The 24,328-nt window shown below is 65.6% G+C and carries 23 protein-coding genes and 3 tRNA genes; 16 read left to right on the top strand and 10 right to left on the bottom strand.

The window, feature by feature from the left end; translation table 11 throughout:
* The first annotated feature begins 82 nt into the window (after positions 1 to 82).
* A complete protein-coding gene (gene mptB, locus IDT60_RS10850) occupies positions 83 to 1,639 on the top strand; it encodes a polyprenol phosphomannose-dependent alpha 1,6 mannosyltransferase MptB (RefSeq protein WP_191079094.1) in 1,557 nt (518 codons plus the stop codon).
* A 17-nt stretch (positions 1,640 to 1,656) separates the two neighbouring features.
* Here the strand turns inward: mptB and IDT60_RS10845 are convergent, their stop codons facing one another.
* From IDT60_RS10845 to IDT60_RS10835, 3 genes are all read right to left on the bottom strand, one after another.
* Positions 1,657 to 2,382, bottom strand: a complete 726-nt coding sequence (locus IDT60_RS10845) for a DNA alkylation repair protein (RefSeq protein WP_191079093.1) — start codon at positions 2,380 to 2,382, stop codon at positions 1,657 to 1,659.
* Positions 2,383 to 2,464: 82 nt separating this feature from the next.
* Positions 2,465 to 3,118: a GNAT family N-acetyltransferase gene (locus IDT60_RS10840; protein ID WP_191079092.1), complete on the bottom strand. Its 654-nt coding sequence runs from the start codon at positions 3,116 to 3,118 to the stop codon at positions 2,465 to 2,467.
* Between the two features lie 9 nt (positions 3,119 to 3,127).
* Entirely contained in the window at positions 3,128 to 4,219 is a 1,092-nt protein-coding gene (locus tag IDT60_RS10835) for a LacI family DNA-binding transcriptional regulator (protein ID WP_191079091.1), read from the bottom strand.
* Between the two features lie 168 nt (positions 4,220 to 4,387).
* On the opposite strand from IDT60_RS10835, the gene IDT60_RS10830 reads away from it, so the two are divergent.
* Genes IDT60_RS10830 through IDT60_RS10820 form a run of 3 tightly spaced genes read left to right on the top strand, consistent with a single transcriptional unit; the run spans position 4,388 to position 7,625 of the window.
* Complete coding sequence (locus tag IDT60_RS10830; protein ID WP_191079090.1) at positions 4,388 to 5,557, top strand: Gfo/Idh/MocA family protein; 1,170 nt, start codon at positions 4,388 to 4,390, stop codon at positions 5,555 to 5,557.
* On the top strand, positions 5,557 to 6,771 hold the full coding sequence (locus tag IDT60_RS10825) for a dihydrodipicolinate synthase family protein (RefSeq protein WP_191079089.1): 1,215 nt from the start codon (positions 5,557 to 5,559) through the stop codon (positions 6,769 to 6,771). The genes IDT60_RS10830 and IDT60_RS10825 overlap by 1 nt, the downstream gene beginning before the upstream one ends.
* Positions 6,768 to 7,625 (top strand): sugar phosphate isomerase/epimerase, encoded by an 858-nt coding sequence (locus IDT60_RS10820; protein ID WP_191079088.1) that lies wholly within the window; start codon positions 6,768 to 6,770, stop codon positions 7,623 to 7,625. Before IDT60_RS10825 ends, IDT60_RS10820 begins: the two co-directional genes overlap by 4 nt.
* A gap of 113 nt (positions 7,626 to 7,738) precedes the next feature.
* Here IDT60_RS10820 and IDT60_RS10815 read toward each other — a convergent pair.
* Positions 7,739 to 7,814 (bottom strand) — tRNA-Arg (locus IDT60_RS10815).
* A 216-nt stretch (positions 7,815 to 8,030) separates the two neighbouring features.
* Between IDT60_RS10815 and IDT60_RS10810 the strand changes: the two genes are divergently transcribed.
* The 3 genes from IDT60_RS10810 (at position 8,031) to ettA (ending at position 10,983) form a co-directional block, all read left to right on the top strand.
* A complete protein-coding gene (locus IDT60_RS10810; protein WP_191079087.1) occupies positions 8,031 to 8,570 on the top strand; it encodes a single-stranded DNA-binding protein in 540 nt (179 codons plus the stop codon).
* Between the two features lie 108 nt (positions 8,571 to 8,678).
* A complete protein-coding gene (locus tag IDT60_RS23220; protein WP_223883686.1) occupies positions 8,679 to 9,254 on the top strand; it encodes a hypothetical protein in 576 nt (191 codons plus the stop codon).
* A gap of 46 nt (positions 9,255 to 9,300) precedes the next feature.
* Entirely contained in the window at positions 9,301 to 10,983 is a 1,683-nt protein-coding gene (ettA, locus tag IDT60_RS10800; protein ID WP_191079086.1) for an energy-dependent translational throttle protein EttA, read from the top strand.
* A 96-nt stretch (positions 10,984 to 11,079) separates the two neighbouring features.
* On the opposite strand, the gene IDT60_RS10795 is transcribed toward ettA, so the two are convergent.
* Complete coding sequence (locus tag IDT60_RS10795) at positions 11,080 to 12,063, bottom strand: acyl-CoA thioesterase II (protein ID WP_164199323.1); 984 nt, start codon at positions 12,061 to 12,063, stop codon at positions 11,080 to 11,082.
* A gap of 63 nt (positions 12,064 to 12,126) precedes the next feature.
* Here IDT60_RS10795 and IDT60_RS10790 point away from each other — a divergent pair, with 63 nt between their 5' ends.
* Positions 12,127 to 12,783, top strand: a complete 657-nt coding sequence (locus IDT60_RS10790) for a hypothetical protein (protein WP_191079085.1) — start codon at positions 12,127 to 12,129, stop codon at positions 12,781 to 12,783.
* On the opposite strand, the gene IDT60_RS10785 is transcribed toward IDT60_RS10790, so the two are convergent.
* Complete coding sequence (locus tag IDT60_RS10785; protein WP_164199327.1) at positions 12,780 to 13,232, bottom strand: globin; 453 nt, start codon at positions 13,230 to 13,232, stop codon at positions 12,780 to 12,782. The two genes, IDT60_RS10790 and IDT60_RS10785, sit on opposite strands and share 4 nt — an antisense overlap.
* A gap of 4 nt (positions 13,233 to 13,236) precedes the next feature.
* On the bottom strand, positions 13,237 to 13,926 hold the full coding sequence (locus IDT60_RS10780) for a mechanosensitive ion channel family protein (RefSeq protein ID WP_164199329.1): 690 nt from the start codon (positions 13,924 to 13,926) through the stop codon (positions 13,237 to 13,239).
* Between the two features lie 118 nt (positions 13,927 to 14,044).
* Between IDT60_RS10780 and IDT60_RS10775 the strand changes: the two genes are divergently transcribed.
* Positions 14,045 to 15,034, top strand: a complete 990-nt coding sequence (locus IDT60_RS10775; protein WP_191079084.1) for an NAD-dependent epimerase/dehydratase family protein — start codon at positions 14,045 to 14,047, stop codon at positions 15,032 to 15,034.
* Positions 15,035 to 15,116: 82 nt separating this feature from the next.
* Here IDT60_RS10775 and IDT60_RS10770 read toward each other — a convergent pair whose 3' ends face one another.
* Both IDT60_RS10770 and pepN read right to left on the bottom strand, forming a co-directional pair.
* Positions 15,117 to 15,590: an OsmC family protein gene (locus IDT60_RS10770; protein ID WP_191079083.1), complete on the bottom strand. Its 474-nt coding sequence runs from the start codon at positions 15,588 to 15,590 to the stop codon at positions 15,117 to 15,119.
* A gap of 9 nt (positions 15,591 to 15,599) precedes the next feature.
* Positions 15,600 to 18,164, bottom strand: a complete 2,565-nt coding sequence (pepN, locus tag IDT60_RS10765) for an aminopeptidase N (protein ID WP_191079082.1) — start codon at positions 18,162 to 18,164, stop codon at positions 15,600 to 15,602.
* A gap of 109 nt (positions 18,165 to 18,273) precedes the next feature.
* Between pepN and IDT60_RS10760 the strand changes: the two genes are divergently transcribed.
* From IDT60_RS10760 to IDT60_RS10750, 3 genes are all read left to right on the top strand, one after another.
* The gene (locus IDT60_RS10760; RefSeq protein WP_191079081.1) at positions 18,274 to 19,290 is read left to right on the top strand and encodes a hypothetical protein; all 1,017 of its coding nucleotides are present in this window, start codon (positions 18,274 to 18,276) and stop codon (positions 19,288 to 19,290) included.
* A 78-nt stretch (positions 19,291 to 19,368) separates the two neighbouring features.
* Positions 19,369 to 19,863: a ribose-5-phosphate isomerase gene (locus IDT60_RS10755; RefSeq protein WP_191079080.1), complete on the top strand. Its 495-nt coding sequence runs from the start codon at positions 19,369 to 19,371 to the stop codon at positions 19,861 to 19,863.
* The gene (locus IDT60_RS10750; RefSeq protein WP_191079079.1) at positions 19,863 to 20,750 is read left to right on the top strand and encodes an Fpg/Nei family DNA glycosylase; all 888 of its coding nucleotides are present in this window, start codon (positions 19,863 to 19,865) and stop codon (positions 20,748 to 20,750) included. Before IDT60_RS10755 ends, IDT60_RS10750 begins: the two co-directional genes overlap by 1 nt.
* Positions 20,751 to 20,828: 78 nt before the next feature.
* Here the strand turns inward: IDT60_RS10750 and IDT60_RS10745 are convergent.
* A tRNA-Gly gene (locus IDT60_RS10745) sits at positions 20,829 to 20,902 on the bottom strand.
* A gap of 147 nt (positions 20,903 to 21,049) precedes the next feature.
* Between IDT60_RS10745 and IDT60_RS10740 the strand changes: the two genes are divergently transcribed.
* The 4 genes from IDT60_RS10740 (at position 21,050) to IDT60_RS10725 (ending at position 24,168) form a co-directional block, all read left to right on the top strand.
* Positions 21,050 to 21,124, top strand: a tRNA-Pro gene (locus IDT60_RS10740).
* 83 nt (positions 21,125 to 21,207) lie between these two features.
* Entirely contained in the window at positions 21,208 to 22,599 is a 1,392-nt protein-coding gene (gene tig / locus IDT60_RS10735) for a trigger factor (protein ID WP_191079078.1), read from the top strand.
* 247 nt (positions 22,600 to 22,846) lie between these two features.
* Complete coding sequence (locus tag IDT60_RS10730; RefSeq protein WP_191081910.1) at positions 22,847 to 23,470, top strand: ATP-dependent Clp protease proteolytic subunit; 624 nt, start codon at positions 22,847 to 22,849, stop codon at positions 23,468 to 23,470.
* 38 nt (positions 23,471 to 23,508) lie between these two features.
* Complete coding sequence (locus IDT60_RS10725; protein WP_056340578.1) at positions 23,509 to 24,168, top strand: ATP-dependent Clp protease proteolytic subunit; 660 nt, start codon at positions 23,509 to 23,511, stop codon at positions 24,166 to 24,168.
* The last annotated feature ends 160 nt before the right edge of the window (positions 24,169 to 24,328 follow it).

The following is a 24,328-nucleotide window of genomic DNA, read 5'->3' as shown; positions in this document are numbered from 1 at the left end:
TGTACATGCCTTGCGCGGCCCGGGCGGCTGCCGCGGCCCGCCGGGCCGAAGCGCTGAAGCAAAGAGATGGGACGATCCTGAGATGACGGCGCGTGTGCCTGCAACGGGGGAGATGGCCGCCGCTGTGATCCCCGGGCCGGCTGCGGCCGAAGTGGACAACCCCCGCTCCCCGATCCTGGCCGGTTTCCTCGGCTCGGTCTTTATGGCGATCGGATCAATAGGCGTCGGCTGGCTGGCGCCGGTCTCCGAACTCCGCAGGGTGCCGGTATTTATCTGGATGCGCACTGAGGCCATCGGGGTTGCCCTGTCCATTGTGCTTGTTGCCATCGGCGGCATGCTCCTGGTGCGCGCCTGGCTTCGGCTGGGCCAGCGCGTCCGGGTCTGGGGACCCGCAGCCCGCAGGGCGACCCTGCAGGCGGTCGCGGCCTGGGGACTTCCGATGGTGATCAGTGTCCCGCTGTTCAGCCGCGACGTGTACGCCTACATCGGCCAGGGCAGGCTGATGGTGGAGGGTTTCAACCCGTATGAGAACGGCATCTCGGCGCTGTCCAACTACTTCCAGCTTGGGGCTGACCGGCTGTGGACCGAAGCCCCCGTTCCGTACGGGCAACTTTTCCTCTGGATTGAGCAGTTTGTGGTGTGGTCCACCAACGTCCATCCCGAAGCCAGCGTGATGCTGTTCCGGCTCGTAGCGCTGGCCGGCGTGGTGCTCTGCATCATCTACGTGCCAAAGCTTGCCGAGCTCCACGGCATCAATCCGCACCGGGCGCTCTGGCTCACCGCGGCAAACCCGCTGTTCCTGACCAACTTCATTGCCAGCGTCCACAATGACGCCCTGATGATCGGACTGGCGCTGGCCGGGCTGTATTACGCCGCCACCAAACGCGTCGTGCTGGGAATCGTCCTGGTGACGCTCTCCATCTCCGTCAAGCCCATCACCGTGGTCTTCCTGCCGTTCATCGGACTGATCTGGGCCGGAAAAAACGCCGGCTGGGGCCGAAAGTTCCTCTTCTGGGCGCTCACCGGCGGGCTAAGCCTTGCCCTGCTGTACGCCCTGAGCCTGGTCAATGGCTTCGGCTTCGGCTGGATCAACGGCCTTTCCGCCCCCGGCAGCATCTTCATCTGGTACGCGCCGGTTGGGCTGGTGGGCCTGGTGGTCGCCACGATCTCGAACGCGTTCGGGCTCGACGGGTGGACCCTGGCAGGCTGGGTGTTCGACGCCGGCAAGGTACTGGCCGTGGGCATCGTCGCGTTCCTGATTTTCAGGGGTGAGCACGAGCGCCTGATCCGGCGCCTGACGCTGGCCTTCGCAGCGGTGGTGGTGCTGGCCCCGATGATCCAGTCCTGGTACGTGGTGTGGCTGATCCCGCTGTTTGCCGTGACGGGCATCCGCAACGACTGGCAGGTCAAGGCGCTGTACTTCATCGTGTCGTTCTTTATGATTTACGCCATCTCCGACCAGCTGGAAGTCTTTCCCTATCTCCAGACAGAGGATCTGGGGCTTGCCCTGGTCCTGGCCCGGATTGCGGCCGCCATTACAGGCCTGCTTTTTGGCCTGTACCTGATTTTTATGGATCCGCTCACCAAGCGGCTCTTCCGCAAAACGGGCGAGCCGGTTATCGAGCGCCCCGTCATCTGAAATCCCGGGCGGCCGGGCTAGCTGCCCTGCCTTGATTCGTTGGACCCGGCCAGTGCTCCGCCGGGGTTCAGATGGCGCAGGGCCTCCTTCCGGGACAATGGGCTCAGCTGGGCGCCATGCTCCGCTACGAAGCCCCGCACCCAGGCAGGATTGGTTTTTGCGTACTCGCGCAACGCCCAGCCGATGGCCTTCCGGATGAAGAACTCTGGATCGGCAAGGTTGGCCTCGATCACTTCACGCAGCAGACCGGTATCAGTTGCGCCTTTAGCCTTCAGCTGCGAGGTGATGGCGGCGCGCCGGATCCAGAAGTCCTCATCGGTGCTCCAGGTCCGCAGAACCGGTGCCATTGTGGCCCGGTGTGCCTGCAGCAACGCCCCGATCCGCTGGCTCACGCCGTCCACGAAGTCCCACCAGGCTCCCGTGCGGATGATTTCCTCGTACACCGGCAGCATCAGGGGATCTTTGGCAACCAGCCGCAGCCCGGTGAGATCGATCGCGGCATATCGTTCTTCCCTCCACTGCGCTGACCGCCACAGTTCCAGGACGGTGGCACGCAGTTGTTCGGGGGAGTCAAACGGAAAGGCAGCGGCTGCGGCCACTACCAGGCGGCGGACCTCGGGCACCCTGACACCGAGCGACAGGATGTCAGATTTCATGTACGCCTGTGCCCCCGCGGCACGTACGGGATCGGACTGCTCCATAAGCGCTGTGCGGATCGCGGCCAGGACCTCGCGGTTCACCATCCTGCCACTCTAGCCAGCCCCGGCATGTCCCCGCTCGGCACGTCAGCCCGCCGCGCCCCAGCGCCACGGTGGCCGCGGTGCATCATTGACGACGGCGGCCACCGCCGAGGCGCAGGCGTACCACCGCCCGCCCAGGGACGCTGGTGCTGACCACCTCAAAGCCAGCCCCCACGAACAGGCCCAGCGTGCCGTGGTACAGGTCGGCGGCGCCTGCTTTGGGCCGCTGCGCGCGGTCCACCGGGTAACCTTCCACAACGTCCGCACCATGCAGCCTGGCATGGTCGACGGCGGCGCGAAGCAGGGCGGCTGCCAAGCCGCTGCGGCGGTGTCCGGCCGCGACCACAAAACAGGTTATGGCCCACGTCCGATCTGAACTGTCCGGTGCTGCGGCTTCGGCAGCGGCGGCTGAAGCATCCGCCCTGATCGAGGCCTCAGCCGACCGTAGGACCCGGGAGCGAAGGACCCGTGGATAACATTCGCGCGGCTCCACTGCACACCAGCCCACAGGCTGGCCGTCACGGTAGGCGAGGACACCGGGCGCGGGCGAACCGCCGTCGAACTTTTCCTTGAGCTGTTCCTTCCGGGCTGCCGGATCCAGAGCGGAGTACTCAGGACCGGTGAGCGCGAAGTACCGGCACCAGCAGCGGGACGGCTCGCCCGGGCCGCCGAACAGTCGCTCGACGTCCGTCCACTGCGCGGCGGCCGTTGACAGGCCGGGAGGAGTCCCGGGGTTCATGGTGGCCGGCTAGTCCGCAGCGCCGGGCTGGAGGGTCACGTCTGTGCTTCGCCGCAGCGTGACATGACCGCTCACGGGCGGGGCGGCGTCGTCATTGTCCGTTCCCGCTGCCCGGCGCGTGGCCTGCCGGCCGATTTCCTCCAGGGGGAGATGGACAGTGGAGAGGGCGGGGCGGAAATCACGGAGGGTCTCGATATCGTCAAAGCCTGCAATGGCGGCATCCCGGGGAATGCGGAGCCCCGCTGACCGCAGCGCCGCGGCTGCCCCGATGGCCATAACATCGTTCACGGCAAAGATGCAGAGCCGTTGGCTGTCTTGCGGAGCGTCGCTGTCTGACTGGGCAGCTTTGATCCGGGCCGCCAGGGCAAGGCCGGCCTCAAACCCGCCGGAGCGGTTGAAATCCGTGCGGATGACTTCTGCCGGCGGCATCCCGGCCGCGGTCAGCCCGCGCTGGAATCCGCGTATGCGGTCGTCCGAGGTAAACAGGCCGTCCGGACCGCCGATGATGACGAAGTGATCATCCCGCGAGCCGGCCAGCTCCGTGGCCAGTGCGGCGGCCAGCTCCTCATTGGGCACGGTGAGTACGTGGTACCCCTCGGAAACCGACGCGCCGACCACCGCGTGACCCACCACCGCCACCTGCCCGCCATTGCGGCAGTAGCGGTCCAGTTCGGCGGCCAGTTCGGTATTGCCGTCCTGGTCCTCGGGGCGCGCGGAGCGGGATCCGGCGATCACGATCGAATCGGCACGGCGGGCGGCAAAGGCGGCCACCGCTTCCTTTTCGTCCGCCGGGGCACCGGCAGTGGTGGCCAGCAGCACCATGCGGCCCTGCTCCCGCGCGGCCTCCTGGACGCCGCGTGCGATGGCCGCAAAGTAGGGGTCGGCAATGTCGTGGACGATCAGGCCGATCAGGCCCGAACTTGACTTGGCAAGGCCCTGGGCCTGGGCGTTGGGGATGTAGCCCAGGGAATCGGCAGCTTTGCGTACCCTTTCCGCGATGTCCGGGCCGGGCTTCCTGGCGGAGCCGTTGAGGACGCGCGAAGCGGTGGCCGGAGATACGCCGGCCAGGCGTGCCACCTCAGTGAGGGTACTTGCAACCACGGTGTCTCCTGTTGGGCGGAATCGGGCAATTAATGGTGCCCGACCAGTATGGCAGTTTCAGAATCATTGGGAAAGCGCTTGCCAACAATCAGCACGCTGGTGCATCATGGTTGGCAGCGGGAATGCGCTTTCCCATTCAGTTTGAGAACAACTCACCGTGGAGGACACATGGGCTTCGAAACAAAAACAATCCGCATCGCCATGAATGGCATCACCGGCCGGATGGGCTATCGCCAGCATCTCCTGCGTTCAATCCTGCCCATCCGGGATGCCGGTGGCTTCACCCTCGAGGACGGCACGAAAGTCCAGGTCGAGCCGATCCTGGTGGGCCGGAATGAAGCCAGGATCCGGGAACTTGCGGAGCTTCACAAGGTGTCCGAATGGACCACTGACCTTGACGCCGTGATCGCCGACCCCACCGTGGACATCATCTTCGATGCCTCCATGACCAGCCTGCGTGCCGCCACGCTCAGGAAGGCAATGCTGGCGGGCAAGCACATCTTCACCGAAAAGCCCACGGCTGAAACCCTTGAGGAAGCCATCGGGCTCGCACGCATCGGCAAGGAGGCCGGCGTCACGGCCGGCGTTGTCCACGACAAGCTGTACCTTCCCGGGCTGGTCAAACTCCGCCGCCTGGTGGACGAGGGCTTCTTTGGCCGCATTCTGTCCATCCGCGGCGAATTCGGCTACTGGGTCTTCGAAGGCGATGTGCAAGCGGCCCAGCGCCCGTCCTGGAACTACCGCAAGGAAGACGGCGGCGGCATGACCACGGATATGTTCTGCCACTGGAACTACGTCCTGGAGGGCATCATCGGCAAGGTCAAGAGCGTCAGCGCCAAAACTGCAACCCATATCCCGGCCCGCTGGGACGAAGCGGGCAAGGAGTACAAGGCCACGGCCGACGACGCTTCCTACGGCATCTTCGAACTCGAAACCCCTGCCGGGGAGCCGGTCATCGGGCAGATCAACTCCTCCTGGGCCGTCCGCGTTTACCGCGACGAACTGGTGGAGTTCCAGATCGACGGAACGCACGGGTCCGCCGTCGCCGGTTTGAACAAGTGCGTTGCGCAGCAGCGCGCGCACACGCCCAAGCCCGTCTGGAACCCGGACCTGCCCGTCACCGAATCCTTCCGTGACCAGTGGCAGGACGTCCCGGCGAATGCTGAGCTGGATAACGGCTTCAAACTGCAGTGGGAAGAGTTCCTCCGCGACGTTGTGGCCGGCAGGGAGCACCGCTTCGGCCTGCTGTCTGCGGCCCGGGGTGTCCAGCTCGCCGAGCTTGGACTGCAGTCCAACGACGAACGCCGCACCATCGACATCCCGGAGATCACGCTCTGATGACTTCCCTGATCCTTCCCACGCACGACGGCGGCACGCGCGAGTACCGCCTGCGGGGCGGCACCTCCTGGGCCCGCCCCGCAGCCCCGCTCACCTCCCGCCGCGCCTACGCCGCCGCGCATGTCATCCCCGAAGCCCTCGCGGACAACACACCCGGGGCTCCGGCCCGCCTCGACTGGGATGCCACCATGGCGTACCGGCACGAACTGTGGTCCTACGGACTGGGTGTGGCCGACGCCATGGACACCGCCCAGCGCGGCATGGGGCTGGACTGGACAGCCACCCAGCAGCTCATCAAACGCACCGGCGTGGAGGCTGCTTCGGTGGTCGCCTCCGGTAACGCCGCCACGGCCGGTAAGACGGTCCGCGATCTCGTCTCCTGCGGTGCTGGCACCGACCAGTTGGACATTGAATCCCTGCCTGCCGGTGAGGCCGGACTCCGGGCCGTCCTTGAGGCCTACCGCGAGCAGATTGCCGTTGTGTCCGAAGCCGGACCCAAAGTCATCCTGATGGCCTCCCGTGCCCTCGCCCGCGTTGCCGGCGGTCCGGAAGACTACCTGAAGGTGTACTCCACGCTGCTCCACGAGGTGGACCAGCCGGTTATCCTGCACTGGCTCGGGACCATGTTTGATCCCGCCCTGGCCGGCTACTGGGGCTCGGACGACGTCGCCGAGGCTACGGAAACGTTCCTGGCGCTGATCCGGGAAAACGCGGACAAGGTGGACGGTGTGAAGGTTTCGCTGCTCGACGCGTCGCACGAAGTGGCGCTGCGTGCCGCGCTGCCTGAAGGCGTCCGCCTCTACACCGGCGACGACTTCAACTACCCCGAGCTCATCGACGGGGACGGCACGCACCACTCGGACGCACTGCTGGGCATCTTTGCCGCCATCTACCCTGCTGCGTCCGTGGCACTGCAGCACTACGACGCCGGGGACGACGCCAAAGCGCGGGCCATCCTGGACTCCACCCGCGAACTGGGCAAGCACATCTTCAGTGCACCCACGTTCTACTACAAGACCGGGATCGCCTTTATGTCCTGGCTAAACGGCAGGCAGCCCGGCTTCCAAATGGTGGGCGGCCTCCATTCCGGCCGGTCCGTGTGCCACCTGTCCACAACGTTCGAGCTGGCTGACAAGGCAGGGCTGCTGAAAGACCCGGCCCTGGCTGCCTTCCGGATGTCCGATTTCCTGCGCATCAACGGGGTGGGAGTATGACCTTCACTGCAGAGCCGTCCCCTTTCGCACGCCTGGCACTCAACAGCGCGACCACCAAGAAATGGACCCTGGCCCAGGTTGTTGACGGCTGCGTCCGCGCCGGGGTCCCCGCCATCGGCCCGTGGCGGGACCGGGTTGAAGAAATCGGTGTGGACAAGGCCGCCAAACTAATCAGGGACGCCGGCCTCCGGGTCTCCTCGCTGTGCAGAGGCGGGTTCCTGACGGCCGCCGACACTGAAGGCCAGGCTGCAGCCCTGGCCGACAACCGCGCCGCGATCCTCGAAGCCGCCGCCCTGGACACCACGGAGCTCTTCCTGGTGGTGGGCGGGCTGGCGCCGGGGGAGAAGGACGTGGTGGCGGCCCGTCAGCGCGTGGCAGACCGCCTTGCCGATCTTGTCCCGTTCGCCGTCGGGAACGGTATCCGGCTGGTTCTCGAACCACTTCACCCGATGTACGCCGCTGACCGGGCCCTGATCTCCACCCTGGGCCAGGCGCTGGACCTCGCGGCGCCCTTTGACGCGGCGTCCGTCGGCGTTGCCGTGGATACTTTCCACGTCTGGTGGGACCCGGACCTGAAGGCGCAGATCGAACGCGCCGGCCGGGACAACCGCATTGCGTCCTACCAGGTCTGCGACTTCAACATGCCCATTGCGGCCGACCCCCTGCTGTCCAGGGGATTTATGGGCGAGGGCGTCATTGACTTCGCCACCATCACCACCTGGGTCAGGGACGCCGGGTACAAGGGCGATATCGAGGTCGAGATCTTCAACCAGGAGATCTGGGACGCCGACGGCGACACTGTGATTGAGACGGTCAAGGCACGTTACGCGGAACTTGTGTTGCCTTACGCCTGACCTGATTCAGCGCCTGGCGCTGCCGTTCTGAAGACAGGAACACCCCGGTCCGAAGACCGGGGTGTTCCTGTCTGTCGCGACTCATCCGTGAAGGAGGTCCCGACTCATCACATTGGTGCCCCAGGAGGGAATCGAACCCCCGACCGGCGGATTAGAAGGCCGCTGCTCTATCCCCTGAGCTACTGGGGCACGTGGCGCCACGACCTGAAATCCGGCGCCTAAAAAAGTTTACATTGCCCTGCGTGCCGCTGGGTCAATGCCACACCGCCAGTGGCACTTGTCCTCAACACAGCGATTCGCGGCCGGGTTGTGCACATACGGGAACGTAGCCCTCCCGGGCCTGCCGGCATACGCGCGAAGCTGGTTCTGCCGCTAAGGCACCACCTTCCGAGACAGGACAAGACAATGAGCGATTACATGACCTTCCGGGGCTTTGTAGCCACCGATATCAAGACCTCCACCACCACTACCGGGGTGGGGACCGCCTCGTTCCGCCTCGGGTCAACGGCCCGGCGCTTCGACCGCACGACCAACACCTGGGTGGACACGCACACCAACTGGTTTACCGTCCAGGGATACCGCCAGCTGGCCGGGAACATGGGCTGCAGCATCAAGAAGGGCCAGCGCGTCATTGTGGTGGGCCGGCTTAAACTGCGGACTTGGGAGAAGGAAGGCCGGGTCTACTTCGCGCACGAGATTGACGCAGAGTCTGTTGGGCACGACCTCATGTGGGGTTCGGCCAACTACAACCGGACGGTCAACAACGGACCGCTCCAGGTTGCTGAGGGAGGCTCCTCCGACCCCGACGGGGAGGGCGGGGAGCCGGAGGAGGGCGAGCCCGTTGACGGCGACGACGCGGCGTCATCCGTTTTCGTCGAGGACGCAGATGGCAACTACGTCCCACTGGACGCCGAAACCGGCGAACTCGTCGACTCTGCCCTCTGACCGTGCGGATGGCAAACACCGTTGAACACGGCCGCTGCCGGGGTGCCGGCCGTCCGCAGGCACCCCGGCAGTTCCGGTGCAGGCAAGGCCCCGTGGCAGAATGGCGGCATGATGCGCGCGACCGAAGACCGGCAGGTAACCCCCGTCACCAGCCTGCCGGTACTTTCCCGGCGGCGCCTAAACTTCCCGGGCAAGGGCTCGGCATGCCTTGCAGCCGGACTTCTGACAGCACTCCTGCTGACGGCCTGCACCGGCGGGTCGCCGGCGGTGACGGAGCCGGCCTCCACCGGGCGTGGCACCGCTACGGCCACCGGGCCAGGTCCTGATGGAACGGGCGGAAGTGCGGCACCTGCCGGCGGGCAGTCCGTGGGCGCACCCGCTGAGGGCGCCGCCACGGCGGCAATGAAACAGACGGTGACGGATGCGTTGAACCGGCTCGCGGCCGGGACCCCCAAGCCGGCCACGGCCCAGGTGGCGGAGGCCCTCACCGGGGCCGGGGTTGCCCCGGCCGTGCTGGAAGTATCGGCCAGCCGCACGCCCACGGGGTTGGAGGCTGACGCCATCGAGTCCGCCGTGCTGCAGGGCACGGACTGCGTGCTTGGCCACATCCGTGACGGCACTGTCACTGTCACCGTCCTCCCGGTCCTGGCCAGTGGCAAGTGCTTCGTGGGCGCAGCGCTCTGAGTCGCCGAATGTGAGTTATGCCCGCCAACCCACTAGATTTGGAACCATGGCGGAATTTATCTACACAATGACCAAGGCCCGTAAGGCTGTTGGCGAAAAACTCATTCTTGACGACGTAAGCATGTCCTTCTTTCCGGGCGCCAAAATTGGTGTTGTTGGCCCGAACGGTGCCGGTAAGTCCACCATCCTGAAGATCATGGCCGGCCTGGACACCCCCTCCAACGGCGAGGCCCGGCTCAGCCCCGGCTACACCGTGGGCATCCTGCTGCAGGAGCCGCCGCTGAACGAGGACAAAACCGTCCTGGGCAACGTCCAGGAAGGTGTCGGCGAGATCTACGGCAAGATCCAGCGCTTCAACGAGATCTCCGAGGAAATGGCCAGCCCCGACGCTGACTACGACGTACTCCTCGAAGAAATGGGGCGGCTGCAGGAAGCCATTGATAACGCGGACGCCTGGGACCTCGACTCCCAGCTTGAGCAGGCCATGGACGCGCTCCGCTGCCCGCCCGCGGATGCTGACGTGACGCTTCTCTCCGGCGGTGAGCGCCGCCGCGTGGCGCTCTGCAAGCTCCTGCTGCAGAAGCCGGACCTCCTGCTCCTGGACGAGCCCACCAACCACCTCGACGCCGAAAGCGTCCTGTGGCTGGAACAGCACCTCTCCAGCTACGCCGGCGCCGTCCTGGCCGTCACCCACGACCGGTACTTCCTGGACCACGTCGCGGAATGGATCGCCGAGGTTGACCGCGGCCACCTGTACCCCTACGAGGGAAATTACTCCACGTACCTGGAGAAGAAGCGCGCCCGCCTGGAAGTCCAGGGCAAGAAGGACGCCAAGCAGGCCAAGCGCCTCACCGAGGAACTCGAATGGGTCCGCTCCAACGCCAAGGGCCGCCAGACCAAGTCCAAGGCCCGCCTGGCCCGCTACGAAGAGATGGCTGCCGAGGCAGACCGTACCCGCAAGCTCGACTTTGAAGAGATCCAGATTCCGCCGGGCCCGCGCCTGGGCGGCCTGGTCCTGGAAGCCAAGAACCTCCAGAAGGGCTTCGATGACCGGACCCTGATCGACGGCCTGTCCTTCACCCTGCCGCGCAACGGCATTGTTGGTGTCATTGGTCCCAACGGTGTGGGCAAATCCACCCTGTTCAAAACCATCGTGGGGCTGGAACCGCTCGACGGCGGCGAGCTGAAGGTTGGCGATTCGGTCAAGATCTCCTACGCGGACCAGAGCCGCGGCGGCATCGACCCGGACAAGACGCTGTGGGAAGTTGTCTCCGACGGCCTGGACTACATCCAGGTCGGCCAGGTGGAAATGCCGTCCCGCGCCTACGTTGCCGCTTTCGGCTTCAAGGGACCGGACCAGCAGAAGAAGGCCGGCGTTCTCTCCGGCGGTGAGCGCAACCGGTTGAACCTGGCGCTGACCCTGAAGCAGGGTGGAAACCTGCTGCTTCTTGACGAACCCACTAACGACCTCGACGTCGAAACCCTCAGCAGCCTGGAAAACGCGTTGCTGGAGTTCCCCGGCTGCGCCGTCGTGGTATCGCACGACCGCTGGTTCCTGGACCGGGTGGCCACCCACATCCTCGCCTACGAAGGCGACGAGGAGAACCCCTCCAAGTGGTACTGGTTCGAAGGCAACTTCGAGTCCTACGAGGAGAACAAGATCGAGCGGCTCGGCCCCGATGCGGCCAAGCCGCACCGCGTGACGCACCGTCGCCTTACCCGCGACTGATCCGCCCGCGCCGCGTCATGGACTGAAATTGGGCCCGGGCAGACGAAAGGCCGGCATCCCTTACGGGGTGCCGGCCTTTCGGCCGTCAGGGGCAGGTCAGTCCCGGACGGCCTTGCGGATCTGGTGCTGCAGCAGTTTGGACTGGACGGCTCCCACTACTTTGTTCTTCAGGTCAGTGGGCACGCGGACCATGCCTTCCTGGGCTACCGAGGCAACGTGCTGGCCGGCCTGGTTGAAGATTTTTCCGGTGGCCAGGCCGCGCGCACCCTGGGCGCTGGGGGATTCCTGGACGTAAAGAAGCCACTCATCCACGCGGGCGGGCCGGTGCCACCACATGGCATGGTCCAAACTGGCCACGCTCATGCCGGGCGTGATCCAGCTCAGCCCGTGCCGGCGCAGGATGGATTCAAGCAGGGTGTAGTCGCTCGCATAGGCCAAGGCGGCCCGGTGAAGGTTGGGATCGTCCGGCATGGGGCCGAAAGTCTTCATCCAGACGGCGTTCCGGGCTTCCTGCTTACCCTTGGCCGAGACATAGATGGGCGGGTCCACGTGCCGGATATCGAAGGGCCGTTCATAGGCCCAGTGCTGGGCGATGGGATGGTCAAATTTGCCCAGCAGTTCGGCGGTGCTGGGAAGCGACTCAGGACCGGGAATGCCGGCAGGCATCGTGGATTCATGGTCGAGGCCCTCGTCCGGGTCCTGGAACGAGGCGATCATCGACAGGATGGGCACGCCCTCCTGGTAGGCGTGGACACGGCGGGCCGAAAACGACCGGCCGTCCCGCAGCCGCTGGACGCCGAACGTGATGGCCTTGTTGGCGTCGCCTGGCCGCAGGAAGTAACCGTGCATCGAGTGGACATTGCGGTCAGGGTCCACCGTTCGCATGGCGGCGATCAGCGACTGCGCCAGCACCTGGCCGCCGAACACGCGCGCACGGGGCTGCGGCTGCCACGACGGTCCCAGGAAGATGTCTTCATCCGTCCGGGCCCCCTCCAGCTCTCCCAGGTCAAGGAGCCGGATGAGCGTGGACGTAGGGTCACCGCTGGGCGGCGCCAGCAGTCCGGTTTCGGCTTCAGTCATGGTTCGACTCTAGACGGCGCCCCGGCACCGCTCAACCGAGGCGCAGCCGGTAGTGTTCATAGTGTGTCTGATCTACTCACCGAGTCCTTCCGCTTCGCAGATCCACGCGATCTCGCCGACCTGCGCACGTTCGCCACGCGCGCCAAAACCGTCGACGACGGCGCCATCCGGCTCCAGGCTTCCGGCTCCGTTCTGGCGGCGTACGTGTGTGTCCTGCGGCCGCGGCTGCTGGGCGAGTCCACCCCCACCATCCTGGGACTTCGAACCATCGGGCTGGCCGAACCGTCCATGATTGATGTCACTGTTTCGCTGTCAGCCGTCCTTGACCGGCTGGCCAGGGCAGGAGAGGACGACGTCGAGCTGCCGGTTCCGCCGTCCACCGTCACCGAATCGTGGACGGGTGTCGGCGCGCCGCGGACGGGCTGGGAGCTTGTGGGCACGCTCCCGGACGCCGAACTGCGGCGGGCGGCCGAAACCGGCATTACCGAAGTTGCCGGAATTGTGCCCGCGCAGCCCGGAGCGCTGATTGTCAATAACGCCCGCGCCGCTGTGTGGGGGCGCCCCTTGAACGACGATGGGCTCCCGGCCGGGGCAGCTTTCGCGGCCCTCACGCTCGGCTTCCTGGCTGACGGTGAGCAGGTGCTCTACAGGGCGGGCCGGTGGTACCGTCTCAGCGGCCCGCGCGGGCACGTACTCGTGCGAAGCGGCAGCGGACTCTAGGCTTCCGAAGGGCTGTTCACCATGGACAGCGCGGCGCGTTCCATGTAATCCCACAGGGTTCCCTCATGCAGGGGCGGCAAGGCCAGGGAGTCCACGGCCGTCCTCATATGGAACAGCCAGCGCTCCTTGGCCTCGGGTGTGACCCGGAACGGCATGTGCCGCATCCTCAGGCGCGGGTGGCCGCGTTCTTCCCCATAAGTTGTGGGCCCGCCCCAATACTGTTCCAGGAACATCAGGAAGCGGCGTTTGGCGGGGGCGAGATCTTCCTCCGGGTACATCGGGCGCAGCAGCGGATCGGTCGCGACGCCGTCGTAAAACACATCGATCAGTTTGACGAAGGTCTCGTGCCCGCCCACGGCGTCGTAGAAATTGTCCGTATAGCCGGGCTGGCTAAAGGGATCGTTCTGCATAAGCTGGCGTGGCCTCTGCGGCTCGATGGGCATTGTCATGGCTCTATTCTCCAGCTTTCTGGGCACTCTTATTGGCCTCCGTGGCAGGCTGGTGCAGCGCAGCGTCAGGACCGCTAACCGGGGTATCCGGGACGGGTACAAAGTTTCCCTGCGACCGGTTGCCCACACGCAGGATCTCGCCATTGCGGAGGTACCAGATGGCGCCGTCCTCGGAGCGGACCCGGGTGATGCGCAGCCCCATGGATTCCACAACGCCCACTACCTCGCTGGTTTCAATGACATCGCCGATTCCGTACTGGTCTTCGATGGTGATGAAGATGCCGGCGAGGAAGTCGCGGATCAGCTGCTGGGCGCCAAAACCGATGGCCACACCCAGGATGCCGACGCTGGTCAGCAGGGGTGCGATGTTGATGTCCAGGTTTTGCAGGACATACATGGTGGTAATGACGGCCACCAGGACGCCCACGATGCTGTTGAGCAGCGAACCGATGGTTTCGGCCCGCTGCACGCGCCGCTCGTGGTCCAATGCCCGGATGGCCGGGGCAACCCACTTGAAATGCGCTTTCTTGAAGAAGTTGCTGCCCGACGCGACCCGCTTGCTGATCCGGGAAATCAGGAACGTCGCCACCAGCCAGATGGTGACACCGACACCGAGACTGATCGCGATGCCCGCGACGCTGACACCGTCGGGATCGGCGGTGAGGGAGGGGGCAATCGACATCATGCTGAACATAAAGGGTGAGACTCCTTGGGGTTTCCGGCGGCGGCCGGGGATAACGAAGGCCAGCGCGCGGTTCGCCCGGCGCTTAAGGCTCTGTCCTCCCTTAACCCTAGCGTCGTACCGTGGACCCATGCGCATCCTGATACTCGGCGGCACCGTCTTCCTCTCCGCGGAAATTGCCCGACAGGCAGTCGCCGCAGGTCATCAGGTATCTTGCCTGGCCCGGGGTTCGGCAGCGGAGCCGCCGGCCGGGGTCACCTGGGTGAAAACGGACCGTTCCCGTGGCGCGGACAGTTACGCCGGCGTGGCACGGGACTGGGATGCGGTCATCGATGTGGCCCGTGATCCGGCGCCGGCAGCGGATGCCCTGGAGGCCCTTACTGACCGGACCGGGCATTGGACCTTTGTGTCCAGCTGCTCCGTCTACGCAGACCACTCAACGCCGGACGCAAGGGAAGAAGCCGAAATCCTGCCGCCGCTGCCGCGCGGAACTGAGTCCACGCCCGAAACCTACGGGGAATCCAAGGCCGCCATCGAGCAGGAAACCCTGAGGCTGGCCGCAGGCAAGGTCCACATCTGCCGCCCGGGCCTGATCGGCGGTCCAGGCGACGGAACCGACCGCTACGGTTACTGGCCGGCAAGGTTCGCGCGGGACAACCGGCCCGCCGTCGTCCCTGACATAGCCGGCCATGCCACCCAGGTCATCGACGTGCGCGACCTGGCCGGCTGGATCCTCACGGCAGCGGAGCGGGGCGTGACCGGCGCGCTGAACGCGGTGGGCGACAGGGTGCCGTTCGGAACCTACATAGAGGAATCACGGACGGTGGCCGCGTTCGGTGGCGAAGTGCTCACCGCTTCGGAGGGCTGGCTCGTGGAGCATGGCGTCGACTACTGGTCCGGGCCGGATTCCCTTCCGCTGTGGCTGCCGCCCGGCCACGACGGATTCTGCACACGCAGCAACCAGGCGGCGCGCGCTGCGGGCCTGCAGACGAGGCCATGGCAGGAGACGCTGGCGGACACGCTCGCGTACGAGCGCGGCCAGGGCCTGGAGCGTCACCGGAAGGCGGGTCTCACGCCGGCAACGGAGGCCCGGCTGGCCGGGGAACTCCTAGGCCGCTGACCCCCAAACAGGCGAAACTGGGTAGCGCTAACTGTCGTTTTGGACCTTCAAAACGACAGTTAGCGCTACCTAGTTGGGGTGCCTATCCTGCCACCGTCACCGGGGAATGCCGCACCGGGAAATTGACGCTCCGGGCGATGAAACAGACCTGATTGGCTTCGCGGTGCATCTGCTCCGCAAGGGCCACGTGTGCCGGATCCACCACGGTCACCCGCGGGTTCAGGGTGACCGACTCGAACTGGCCGCTGCCATCCCCGTTCAGGCGCAGCTGGCCCGTGGCGTCGTCGCGGTAGTCGGTGACCACCACGCCGTGCCGGACAGCCACGTGCAGGAAGGACAGCATGTGGCACTGGGCGAGCGCGGCCAGGAGCAGCTGCTCCGGATTGTAGCGTTCGCGGTCCCCGTGGAACGTCGGATCGGCCGACCCCTTGAGGACGGGCAGCCCGGGGATCACGATGTCATGCTCCCGCGAGTAGCCGCGGTACGACGTTGTCCCGTCGCCAAGATTTCCGGTCCACCGTACCGTCAGCGCATAGTGGTGCTCGCTCAGTCCCATGCCACTAGCCTAGGCCCCACCCGGGAGGACGTCCGCCGCGCGTGCCCGCAGCGCCCGCGCCACGCCGTCGCGGTTTTCCAGCATCATCCGCCGCAGCGCGGAGCTGTCCGCCGGGAGTCCGGCCAGGAAACGGTCCGTCCGGTCCACGGTTGCCTGCGTTGTCAGCAGTGCCGGGTAGAGCCCGACGACGATCTGCTGGGCGAGTGCGTGCGTGCGGTTGGCCACGATCCCGGGAACGGCCTCGAAATACTTTTCCGCGTAGGGCTCCAGGAGCGTCCGGTCCAGCACCCGCATAAAGCCCGTGACTGCCGAACCCTGCAGTGCATTGGAAAGCTCCCCTGTGACCACAATCGATTCCCACGCGGCAGCCTTGGCCTCGGGCGTGGGCAGCGCGGCCCGGGCCAGCGCGGCAGCGTTCTGTCCGCTGGCCGTGTTGTCCCGTTCGAGTTCGGCGTTGATCTGTTCCTGGCCCAGCCTGCCGCCCGCCACGAGTGACGCGAGCAGTTCCCAGCGCAGGTCCTGGTCCACGGCCAGCCCGGCCAGCGCAGCCGATCCGTCGTACAGGCCGGCCACGGTGTCCAGCTGGGCTCCACTGGAAGTCAGCAGGGCAAAAGACTTCACGAACTGCAGCTGGGCATCCGAGCCGCCCGGCGCCGCGCTGGCGAGGTCCCACAGGGTGTCCGCAGCGGCAACCGAGGTGGCTTCCCGGTGTTCCTCGGCAACGTAGAAGTTCAGGGTGGTGGCCAGCTGGCGCAGCTGGACGAGGATCACGGAGGAATCCGATTCGGCAGCGACGTTGGCCAGGATCAGTTCCACATAGCGGCGGGCGGGGGTCTCGCCGTCGCGCGCCGCGTCCCAGGCGGAGTTCCACACCAGGGTCCGGGGCAGGCTCTGGCTGAAGTCCTTCAGGTGCGCTGTGGCCGTGGCCAGGGACTTCTCGTCCAGCCTGACCTTTGCATAGGCAAGGTCGTCATCATTGACCAGGATCAGGTCCGGCTGTGCCATTCCCACGAGGGCAGGCACCTCGGTGCGCTCGCCGTCGACGTCGAGCTCCTCACGGTGTACGCGTTCGAGCTTGCCTGCGCCGTTCAGGTTGTAGAAACCGACGGCGAGGCGGTGCGGACGGATGGTGGGCCATTCGTCCACGGCGGACTGGACGATGCTGAAGGCGGTCAGGGTACCGTCGGCGTCCACCTCGAGTTCCGGCGTGAGGGTGTTGACCCCGGCCGTCTCCAGCCAGAGCCGGCCCCAGTGATCAAGATCGCGGCCGCTGGCCTTTTCGAGTTCCATCATGAGGTCGCTGAGTTCGGTGTTCTGCCAGGCGTGCTTGGCAAAGTATTCGCGGACGCCGGCCATAAACTGTTCCGGGCCTACCCAGGCCACCAGCTGGCGGAGCACCGAGGCGCCCTTGGCGTAGGTGATGCCGTCGAAGTTGACCTCCACGTCCTGGAGGTCGTTGATCTCGGCGAAGATCGGGTGGGTCGTGGGCAGCTGGTCCTGGCGGTAGGCCCAGGATTTTTCCACGGAGGCGAAAGTGGTCCACGCGCTGGTGAAGGCCGTGTTCTCCACCGCGGCGAGGTGGGACATGTATTCCGCGAAGGACTCATTGAGCCAGAGGTCGTTCCACCAGCGCATGGTCACGAGGTCGCCGAACCACATATGGGCGAGTTCGTGCAGCACGGTGATGGCCCGGCGCTCGATCTGCGCCCCGGTGACCTTGCTGCGGAAAACGTAGCCTTCCAGGATGGTCACGGCGCCCGCATTCTCCATGGCGCCGGCATTGAATTCGGGCACAAACAGCTGATCGTACTTCTCGAACGGGTACGCACAGCCGAACTGGGCCTCAAAGAATTCGAAGCCCTGCCGGGTCAGGTCAAAGATGTTGTCCGCATCCAGGTACTGCATCAGGGATTTCCGTGCGAAGACGCCCAGCGGGATGACGCGGCCGTCAGAGCTGTGAACTTCGCTGCGAACCGATTGGTACGGGCCTGCGATGAGTGCCGTGACGTAGGAAGAGAGCCGCGGGGTGGGGGCGAACGTCCAGACCGAGCGGGCGCCGCCGTCTCCCGGCGCGGTTTCAACAGGCGCCGGCGTGGGGGAGTTGGAGATGACGTCCCAGTGCGCCGGCGCCGTGACGGTGAAGGCGAACGTGCCCTTGAGGTCGGGCTGTTCAAAAACCGCGAACATCCGCCGGGAATCGGGCACCTCGAACTGGGTGTAGAGGTACACCTCGTTGTCCACCGGATCGACGAACCGGTGGAGTCCCTCACCGGTGTTCATGTACGGCGCGTCGGCCACCACCGTGAGCTCGTTGGACTCTGCCAAATCCGGCAGTTGGATGCGGACGCCGTCGGAGACGGAGGCGGGGTCCAGCGTGCGGCCGTTGAGGGTGACGCTGTGCACGGTGTCCGTCACGGCGTCGATGAATGTGGAGGAACCGGTTACTGCCGTGAACTTCACCGTGGTGGTGGTCCCGAAGACTTTCCCGCCCCGGGTGAGGTCCAGGACGACATCGTAGGAGTCAACGTTGATGAGTTCGGCACGCTCGCGGGCTTCGGCGCGAGTCAGGTTCATACCTGGCAAGTGGGGCCTCCAGAAGGGTTCGGTTGCCGGCGGGCGGTGACCTGCGCCGGCACAAGTGAAGTCATTCTGTCACGGCCGCCGGCGGGAGTAGCGTTAATGCATGGGTAAGTTCCGGGATTCGGTGGATGCCAAGGCGTTGCGCTTTGCGGTGGGGTTTCCGGTGCTACTTGCCGGTGCCTTTGTGTTTTGTGCTTTTCTGCTGCGTGCCGACCTTCCGGACCCCGTGGCGATTGGCTGGACGGCCGACGGCGGCGCCTACTTTGCGCCGTTCGGCGCGTACGCGTGGGGCGGGGCGGCATTGATCGTCGCCGCCGGGTGGCTGGTGTTGTCCCAGGCCGTGCCCGTGTCCCGGCCTGCGGTCATGCGGAGGATCATGATGGGGACCGGACTGTTCCTGAGCCTGTTCATCACCGCTGTCCTCGCCGCGGGACTGGTAGGCCAGACCGGGCTTGCCGATGCCCGCGAGTCCCATGTGGACATGATCGTCCTTGCGCTTGGCAGCGGCGCGGCGGTGTCGCTCGGAGTCATCATGGGATTTGTCTTCAAGGCCGACAACCAATGGTCGCCGGAGGATGACCGCGCCCTCCAGCTTGCCTTGGCGCGCGAGCTGGATCCCGACCTGGCAGGGGACACCTACCGCCTCTGGGTACACGCCCGGAGCTCTGTGTTTGTGATGATCGCTGTGGCCAGCCTCTTTCCTGCCGCGCTGATTGCCGTGGCGCTGCCTTGGCTTGGCGCCCTTGTGGCAGTCTGTGCCGTGGTGGCGGCTGCCTTCCTCTTCGCACGGATCAAGGCGGACCGCCGGGGCCTGCGCGTGCTGGTGGCCGGCGTGCTGCCGGTCATGGATGTCCCCGCCGCCGCGATTTCGGCCGCCAGTGCCGCGGAGGTCCGCGCCGCCGACTACGGCGGCTGGGGCTACCGGAACCACGGCGGCACCGCGGCGATGCTGGTCAGCAGCGGTCCCGCCGTCGTCGTCCGCAAAACGGACGGACACAACGTGGCGGTCAGCGGCGGAAGTCCTGCGACGGCGGCCCGGCTGGCAGAAGTGCTGACACGCGTCGCGGCCAGGGCGCGCGGCGGCGGTCCCGGCGCGGGTGCCGCGGAGCCTGAGTCCTAGTAACCTTGTCCGTGTTGATCTGACCCTGGCCTGACCCAGCCCCCGCTGGCCCCGGCGCCGAAACGAACGGATACTGCTGTGACTTCTTCCCCTGCCTTCCCGCGGGTCCACATCGCCACCGACCACGCAGGCATGGAGCTCAGCGCCCACCTGGTCAGCCACCTCACGGCCAAAGGCTACGACGTGGTGGACCACGGCCCCAAGGAATACGACGCACAGGATGACTACCCTTCCTTCTGCATCAACGCGGCGCTCGCGGTGGTGGCAGACCAGCAGGCAGGCGTCCATGCACTGGGGATCGTCCTGGGCGGCTCAGGCAACGGAGAACAGATTGCCGCCAACAAGGTCAAGGGTGTCCGTGCAGCCCTCGCCTGGAACCACTCCACGGCCACGCTGGCACGTGAACACAACGACGCCAATGTGGTGGCCGTCGGCGGACGCCAGCACACGGTCGAGGAAGCCACGGAACTGATCGAAGCCTTCCTCACCGAGCCGTTCAGCAACGACGAACGCCACGTCCGCCGGATCGGCAAGATCGCTGCCTACGAAGCAACCGGCGAGGTTGTGGAGTAGTGCCCGAGGGCCACTCGGTCCGTCGCCTCGCGCAGCAGTTCGGCGATGTTTTTACCGGCGAAGCACTCTCTGTCAGCAGTCCGCAGGGCCGGTTTACCGCCGGCGCTGCCCTGCTGGACGGCCACGTGCTGACGCACTCCCGCGCCCACGGCAAGCACCTCTTCCTGCACTTTGACCACGCGGTGGTGCTGCACGTCCACCTGGGGCTCTACGGTGCCTGGGACTTCGGCGGCGATGCCACGTTCCTGGGTGCTTCCAGCATCGGCGCGCCGCGGAAGATCGGAGAGCGGGAGGTCTTCGACGACGGCGGGAGCGCCGAGTACGCCGGTCCGCCCGAACCCCGTGGCGCCGTCCGCGTCCGGCTTGTCAGCGGGCACGGCTGGGCTGACCTGCGCGGTGCCACCACCTGCGCCGCCATTACTGAGGCCGAGGCGCGCGCCGTCCTGGCCAGGCTTGGACCTGACCCGCTGCGGAACCAGCCCGAGGCCAGGTCCCGCTTTGTGACGGGCATGCTGACCCGCAAGACGCCCATCGCAGCCCTGCTGATGGACCAGAAGGTGATCGCCGGCGTCGGGAACGTCTACCGCGCTGAAGTGCTCTTTCGGCAGCGGCTGGATCCGTGGCTGCCAGGCAACGCCCTGCAGGCGGGAGCTGCCGGACTGTTGTGGGACGATACCGCAGCGCTGATGGCCGACGGCGTTCGTGACGGGCGGATCATCACCACACCGGCGGCATATTGGGCGGAAGGAGCCGCGCTTCCCTCCGGTGAGGACGCCCATTACGTCTATAAGCGTGAAGGGCTTCCCTGCCGGGTCTGCGAGGCGCCGGTGGCTATCACGGAACTGGTGGGACGCAAGCTTTACTGGTGCCCGGTCTGCCAGCAGTAGGCGCCGGTGATGCAAGCTGGTGACACAAAAGCAGGGCCCCTCGCGAGGGGCCCTGCTTTTTGTCTGTTGATATCGCCGTGGAGGGGACGACGGGAATCGAACCCGCGTAATCAGTTTGGAAGACTGAGGCTTTACCATTAAGCTACGTCCCCGGAGAAGTCCAGCTTAGCCGTATTTCCGGGCTGTCTGCGTTTCTTCGGGCTGGCTGTTGAAGCCGGATACAACTAAACCTAATTCATGCCCCACGTGTCAAATGTGCATTCAGGGCCGGAATCACCGTAGACTTGCCTGTGCACTTACGGGGTGTAGCTCAGCTTGGCTAGAGCACCTGCTTTGGGAGCAGGAAGTCGCAGGTTCAAATCCTGTCACCCCGACTCTGCGGCCTGGACCGTCTACGCGGTCTGGGCAGAAATGCGTTGCAGATACCCATTCCCACAAACCCAGGAGTACTTAGACCGTGAAGAGCGCTGTCGAGAACCTCACCCCCACGCGGGTCAAGCTCAATGTTGAGGTCCCCTTTGAGGAATTGAAGCCCAGCATCGACGAGGCATACAAGACTGTTGCTTCGCAGATCCAGGTCCCTGGCTTCCGTAAGGGCAAGGTCCCGTCCAAGCTGATCGATCAGCGGGTCGGCCGCGGCTACGTCCTGGAGACGGCCATCAACGAAGGCCTGAACGGCTGGTACCAGGCAGCAGTCCAGGAATCCGGCATCCGCCCCCTGAGCCGCCCCGAGGTTGAGATCACCGAAGTTCCGGACCCCACCTCCACGGACGGGGAACTGAAGTTCCACGCCGAGGTTGATGTCCGCCCGGAGATCGAACTCCCGGACTACGCCGGCATCAAGGTTGAGGTTGCCGCTGCCGAGTCTTCTGACGAAGACGTTGACAAGGCCCTGGACGAACTGCGCGGCCGCTTCGGCACGCTCAAGTCCGTGGACCGCCCGGCTGCCGATGGCGACTTCCTGACCATCGACATCACGGCCACCATTGACGGCGCCGACGTTGACTCCGCGTCCGGCCTGTCCTACCAGGTGGGCGCAGGCACCATGCTCGAGGGCCTGGACGAAGCCGTTACCGGCCTCAGCGTCGACGAAGATGCAATCTTCGACACCACCCTGGTGGGTGGCGACCACGCCGGCGAGTCCGCCCAGGTCAAGGTTGTCCTCAAGGCCGTTAAGGAGCGCGAGCTCCCCGAGGCCAACGACGACTTTGCCCAGCTGGCGTCCGAGTTCGACACCCTGGCCGAACTCCGCGAAGACTTGGCCAAGCAGGCTGCAGACTCCAAGGTTGTTGAGCAGGGCGTAGAGGCCCGCGACAAGGTGCTGGACAAGCTCGTTGAGCTCGTTGAGGTTCCGGTTCCGGACTCTGTGGTTGAAGAGCAGCTCGAAGCCCACTTCAAGGAGGGCAACGGCCACGGTGAAGGCGAGCACGACACCGAGGAGCACCGCGAAGAGGTCAAGGCCAACACCGCCCGCGCCTTCCAGAACGAAATCATCCTCGACGCCATCGCCGAAAAGGAAGAGGTCAACGTCAGCCAGAACGAGCTGATCGACTACATCGTCTCCACCGCCAGCCAGTACGGCATGGATCCGAACCAGTTCGCCCAGATCATCGATCAGAGCGGCCAGGTCCCCATGATGGTTTCCGAGGTCCGCCGCCGTAAGGCGCTGGCCGTTGTTCTCGGCCAGGCCACTGTGACCGACACCGACGGCAAGGCCGTTGACCTCAGCGACTTCGTCCGCCCCGGCGGCGAAGAAGAAGCTCCGGCCGTTGAGGAAGAGGCCGCTGAAGAGGCGACCGCAGAGACTGAAGCCACCTCGAGTGACGACCCGGCAGCCGTGAAGTTCTAGCACGCCCCTGGCAGTGCGAGTGAAGGCAGCCCCTGGACCTACCGGTCCGGGGGCTGCCTTCGTTATTGGCCCTGCATCACTCGGGCAGGACGCGCCGCCACAGCATCGTGCGCCGTCAGCGAACAGCGCGATTCCGGCGAACAAATCGGCGATCAAACCGGTTAGTGTCCAAGTAGTGAAGTTCAGTGATGTCACCGTCACCAGCGAGAGGTAAGTACACATGTCACAGCACGCAGAGACCCCCCGGATGGCGACTGTCGATCCGGCGGCCCAGGACAACTACATCTACAACCGCCTCCTCAAGGAGCGGATCATCTGGCTGGGCTCCGAGGTGCGTGACGACAATGCGAACGCCATCTGCTCCCAGCTGCTGCTCCTCTCGGCCGAGAACCCGGAAAAGGACATCTACCTTTACATCAACTCTCCCGGCGGCTCCGTGACCGCAGGCATGGCCATCTACGACACCATGCAGTTCATCCCGAACGACGTCGTCACCGTTGCCACCGGCCTGGCAGCTTCCATGGGCCAGTTCCTGCTTTCGTCCGGAACCAAGGGCAAGCGCTACGCCACCCCCAACGCCCGCGTCCTGATGCACCAGCCCTCCGGCGGCATCGGCGGCACGGCCTCGGACATCAAGATCCAGGCCGAGCTGATCCTGCACATGAAGAAGGTCATGGCGGAACTGACGGCGGACCAGACCGGACAGAGCGTGGAAACCATCCTTAAGGACAACGACCGCGACAAGTGGTTCACCGCCACCGAAGCCCTCGAATACGGCTTCTTTGACAAGATCGCGGCGCATGCCGGTTCCGTCTCCGGTGGCGGCGGCACCGCCAACGGCACCTCCGGCGAGCCGGCATCCGAGAAGTAAACCCGGCACTTTCGAACATTCAGATCAGGAGCAACAAAATGACCTACAACTTCGGATCGACTGCCGGTAACCTTCCGACCAGCCGCTACGTACTTCCCCAGTTCGAAGAGCGCACGCCGTATGGCTTCAAGCGCCAGGACCCGTACACCAAACTGTTCGAGGACCGCATCATCTTCCTCGGTGTCCAGATCGACGACGCCTCGGCCGACGACGTGATGGCACAGCTGCTGGTTCTCGAGTCCACGGACCCGGACCGCGACATCACGCTCTACATCAACTCCCCGGGCGGCTCCTTCACCGCTATGACCGCGATCTACGACACCATGACGTACATCCGGCCCGAGATCCAGACCGTCTGCCTTGGCCAGGCCGCCAGCGCTGCCGCCGTGATCCTCGCAGCGGGCACGCCCGGCAAGCGCCTCGCCCTGCCCAACGCCCGTGTCCTGATCCACCAGCCGGCCCTGTCCGGCGGCCAGGGCGGCCAGGCCTCGGACCTTGAGATCCAGGCTGCGGAAGTCATGCGGATGCGCGCATGGCTTGAGGACACGCTGGCCCACCACTCGGGCCGCACCCCGGAGCAGGTCAACAACGACATCGAGCGCGACAAGATCCTGACCGCCGCCGAGGCCCTCGATTACGGCCTCATTGACCAGGTGCTTGATTCCCGCAAGATGAAGCCCCAGGCCATCACCCGGTAACAAGGCTCTTCAACGGCCGGTGCGGTCCAGTAATTTGGGCCGCACCGGCCTTCGCTTTCCACCCTTGCGGGCAATTGTGACCTAGAGTGGAAGGTGTCACGGCCGGTCCTCCCAGGCCCGCCACGATTCCAGCAACGGTGCACAGCTGCCTGGCAGCAAG

Source organism: Pseudarthrobacter sp. BIM B-2242, assembly GCF_014764445.1.
GTDB classification, from domain to species: Bacteria; Actinomycetota; Actinomycetes; order Actinomycetales; family Micrococcaceae; genus Arthrobacter; species Arthrobacter luteus_A.
Note: the sequence above shows the minus strand (reverse complement) of the source record. Positions and strands in the feature narration are given on the sequence as shown.

What these genes read in the sequence shown, in the direction of transcription:
- IDT60_RS10795 (WP_164199323.1), bottom strand. Translation starts at nt 12,063, where the DNA reads ATGACTGAAGCCGAAACCGGACTGCTGGCGCCGCCCAGCGGTGACCCT.
- IDT60_RS10730 (WP_191081910.1), top strand. Translation starts at nt 22,847, where the DNA reads ATGGCGACTGTCGATCCGGCGGCCCAGGACAACTACATCTACAACCGC.
- IDT60_RS10845 (WP_191079093.1), bottom strand. Translation starts at nt 2,382, where the DNA reads ATGGTGAACCGCGAGGTCCTGGCCGCGATCCGCACAGCGCTTATGGAG.
- IDT60_RS10830 (WP_191079090.1), top strand. Translation starts at nt 4,388, where the DNA reads ATGGGCTTCGAAACAAAAACAATCCGCATCGCCATGAATGGCATCACC.
- IDT60_RS10810 (WP_191079087.1), top strand. Translation starts at nt 8,031, where the DNA reads ATGAGCGATTACATGACCTTCCGGGGCTTTGTAGCCACCGATATCAAG.
- IDT60_RS10825 (WP_191079089.1), top strand. Translation starts at nt 5,557, where the DNA reads ATGACTTCCCTGATCCTTCCCACGCACGACGGCGGCACGCGCGAGTAC.
- IDT60_RS10820 (WP_191079088.1), top strand. Translation starts at nt 6,768, where the DNA reads ATGACCTTCACTGCAGAGCCGTCCCCTTTCGCACGCCTGGCACTCAAC.
- IDT60_RS23220 (WP_223883686.1), top strand. Translation starts at nt 8,679, where the DNA reads ATGATGCGCGCGACCGAAGACCGGCAGGTAACCCCCGTCACCAGCCTG.
- IDT60_RS10780 (WP_164199329.1), bottom strand. Translation starts at nt 13,926, where the DNA reads ATGTTCAGCATGATGTCGATTGCCCCCTCCCTCACCGCCGATCCCGAC.
- mptB (WP_191079094.1), top strand. Translation starts at nt 83, where the DNA reads ATGACGGCGCGTGTGCCTGCAACGGGGGAGATGGCCGCCGCTGTGATC.
- pepN (WP_191079082.1), bottom strand. Translation starts at nt 18,164, where the DNA reads ATGAACCTGACTCGCGCCGAAGCCCGCGAGCGTGCCGAACTCATCAAC.
- IDT60_RS10770 (WP_191079083.1), bottom strand. Translation starts at nt 15,590, where the DNA reads ATGGGACTGAGCGAGCACCACTATGCGCTGACGGTACGGTGGACCGGA.
- IDT60_RS10785 (WP_164199327.1), bottom strand. Translation starts at nt 13,232, where the DNA reads ATGACAATGCCCATCGAGCCGCAGAGGCCACGCCAGCTTATGCAGAAC.
- IDT60_RS10760 (WP_191079081.1), top strand. Translation starts at nt 18,274, where the DNA reads ATGGGTAAGTTCCGGGATTCGGTGGATGCCAAGGCGTTGCGCTTTGCG.
- ettA (WP_191079086.1), top strand. Translation starts at nt 9,301, where the DNA reads ATGGCGGAATTTATCTACACAATGACCAAGGCCCGTAAGGCTGTTGGC.
- IDT60_RS10725 (WP_056340578.1), top strand. Translation starts at nt 23,509, where the DNA reads ATGACCTACAACTTCGGATCGACTGCCGGTAACCTTCCGACCAGCCGC.
- IDT60_RS10840 (WP_191079092.1), bottom strand. Translation starts at nt 3,118, where the DNA reads ATGAACCCCGGGACTCCTCCCGGCCTGTCAACGGCCGCCGCGCAGTGG.
- IDT60_RS10775 (WP_191079084.1), top strand. Translation starts at nt 14,045, where the DNA reads ATGCGCATCCTGATACTCGGCGGCACCGTCTTCCTCTCCGCGGAAATT.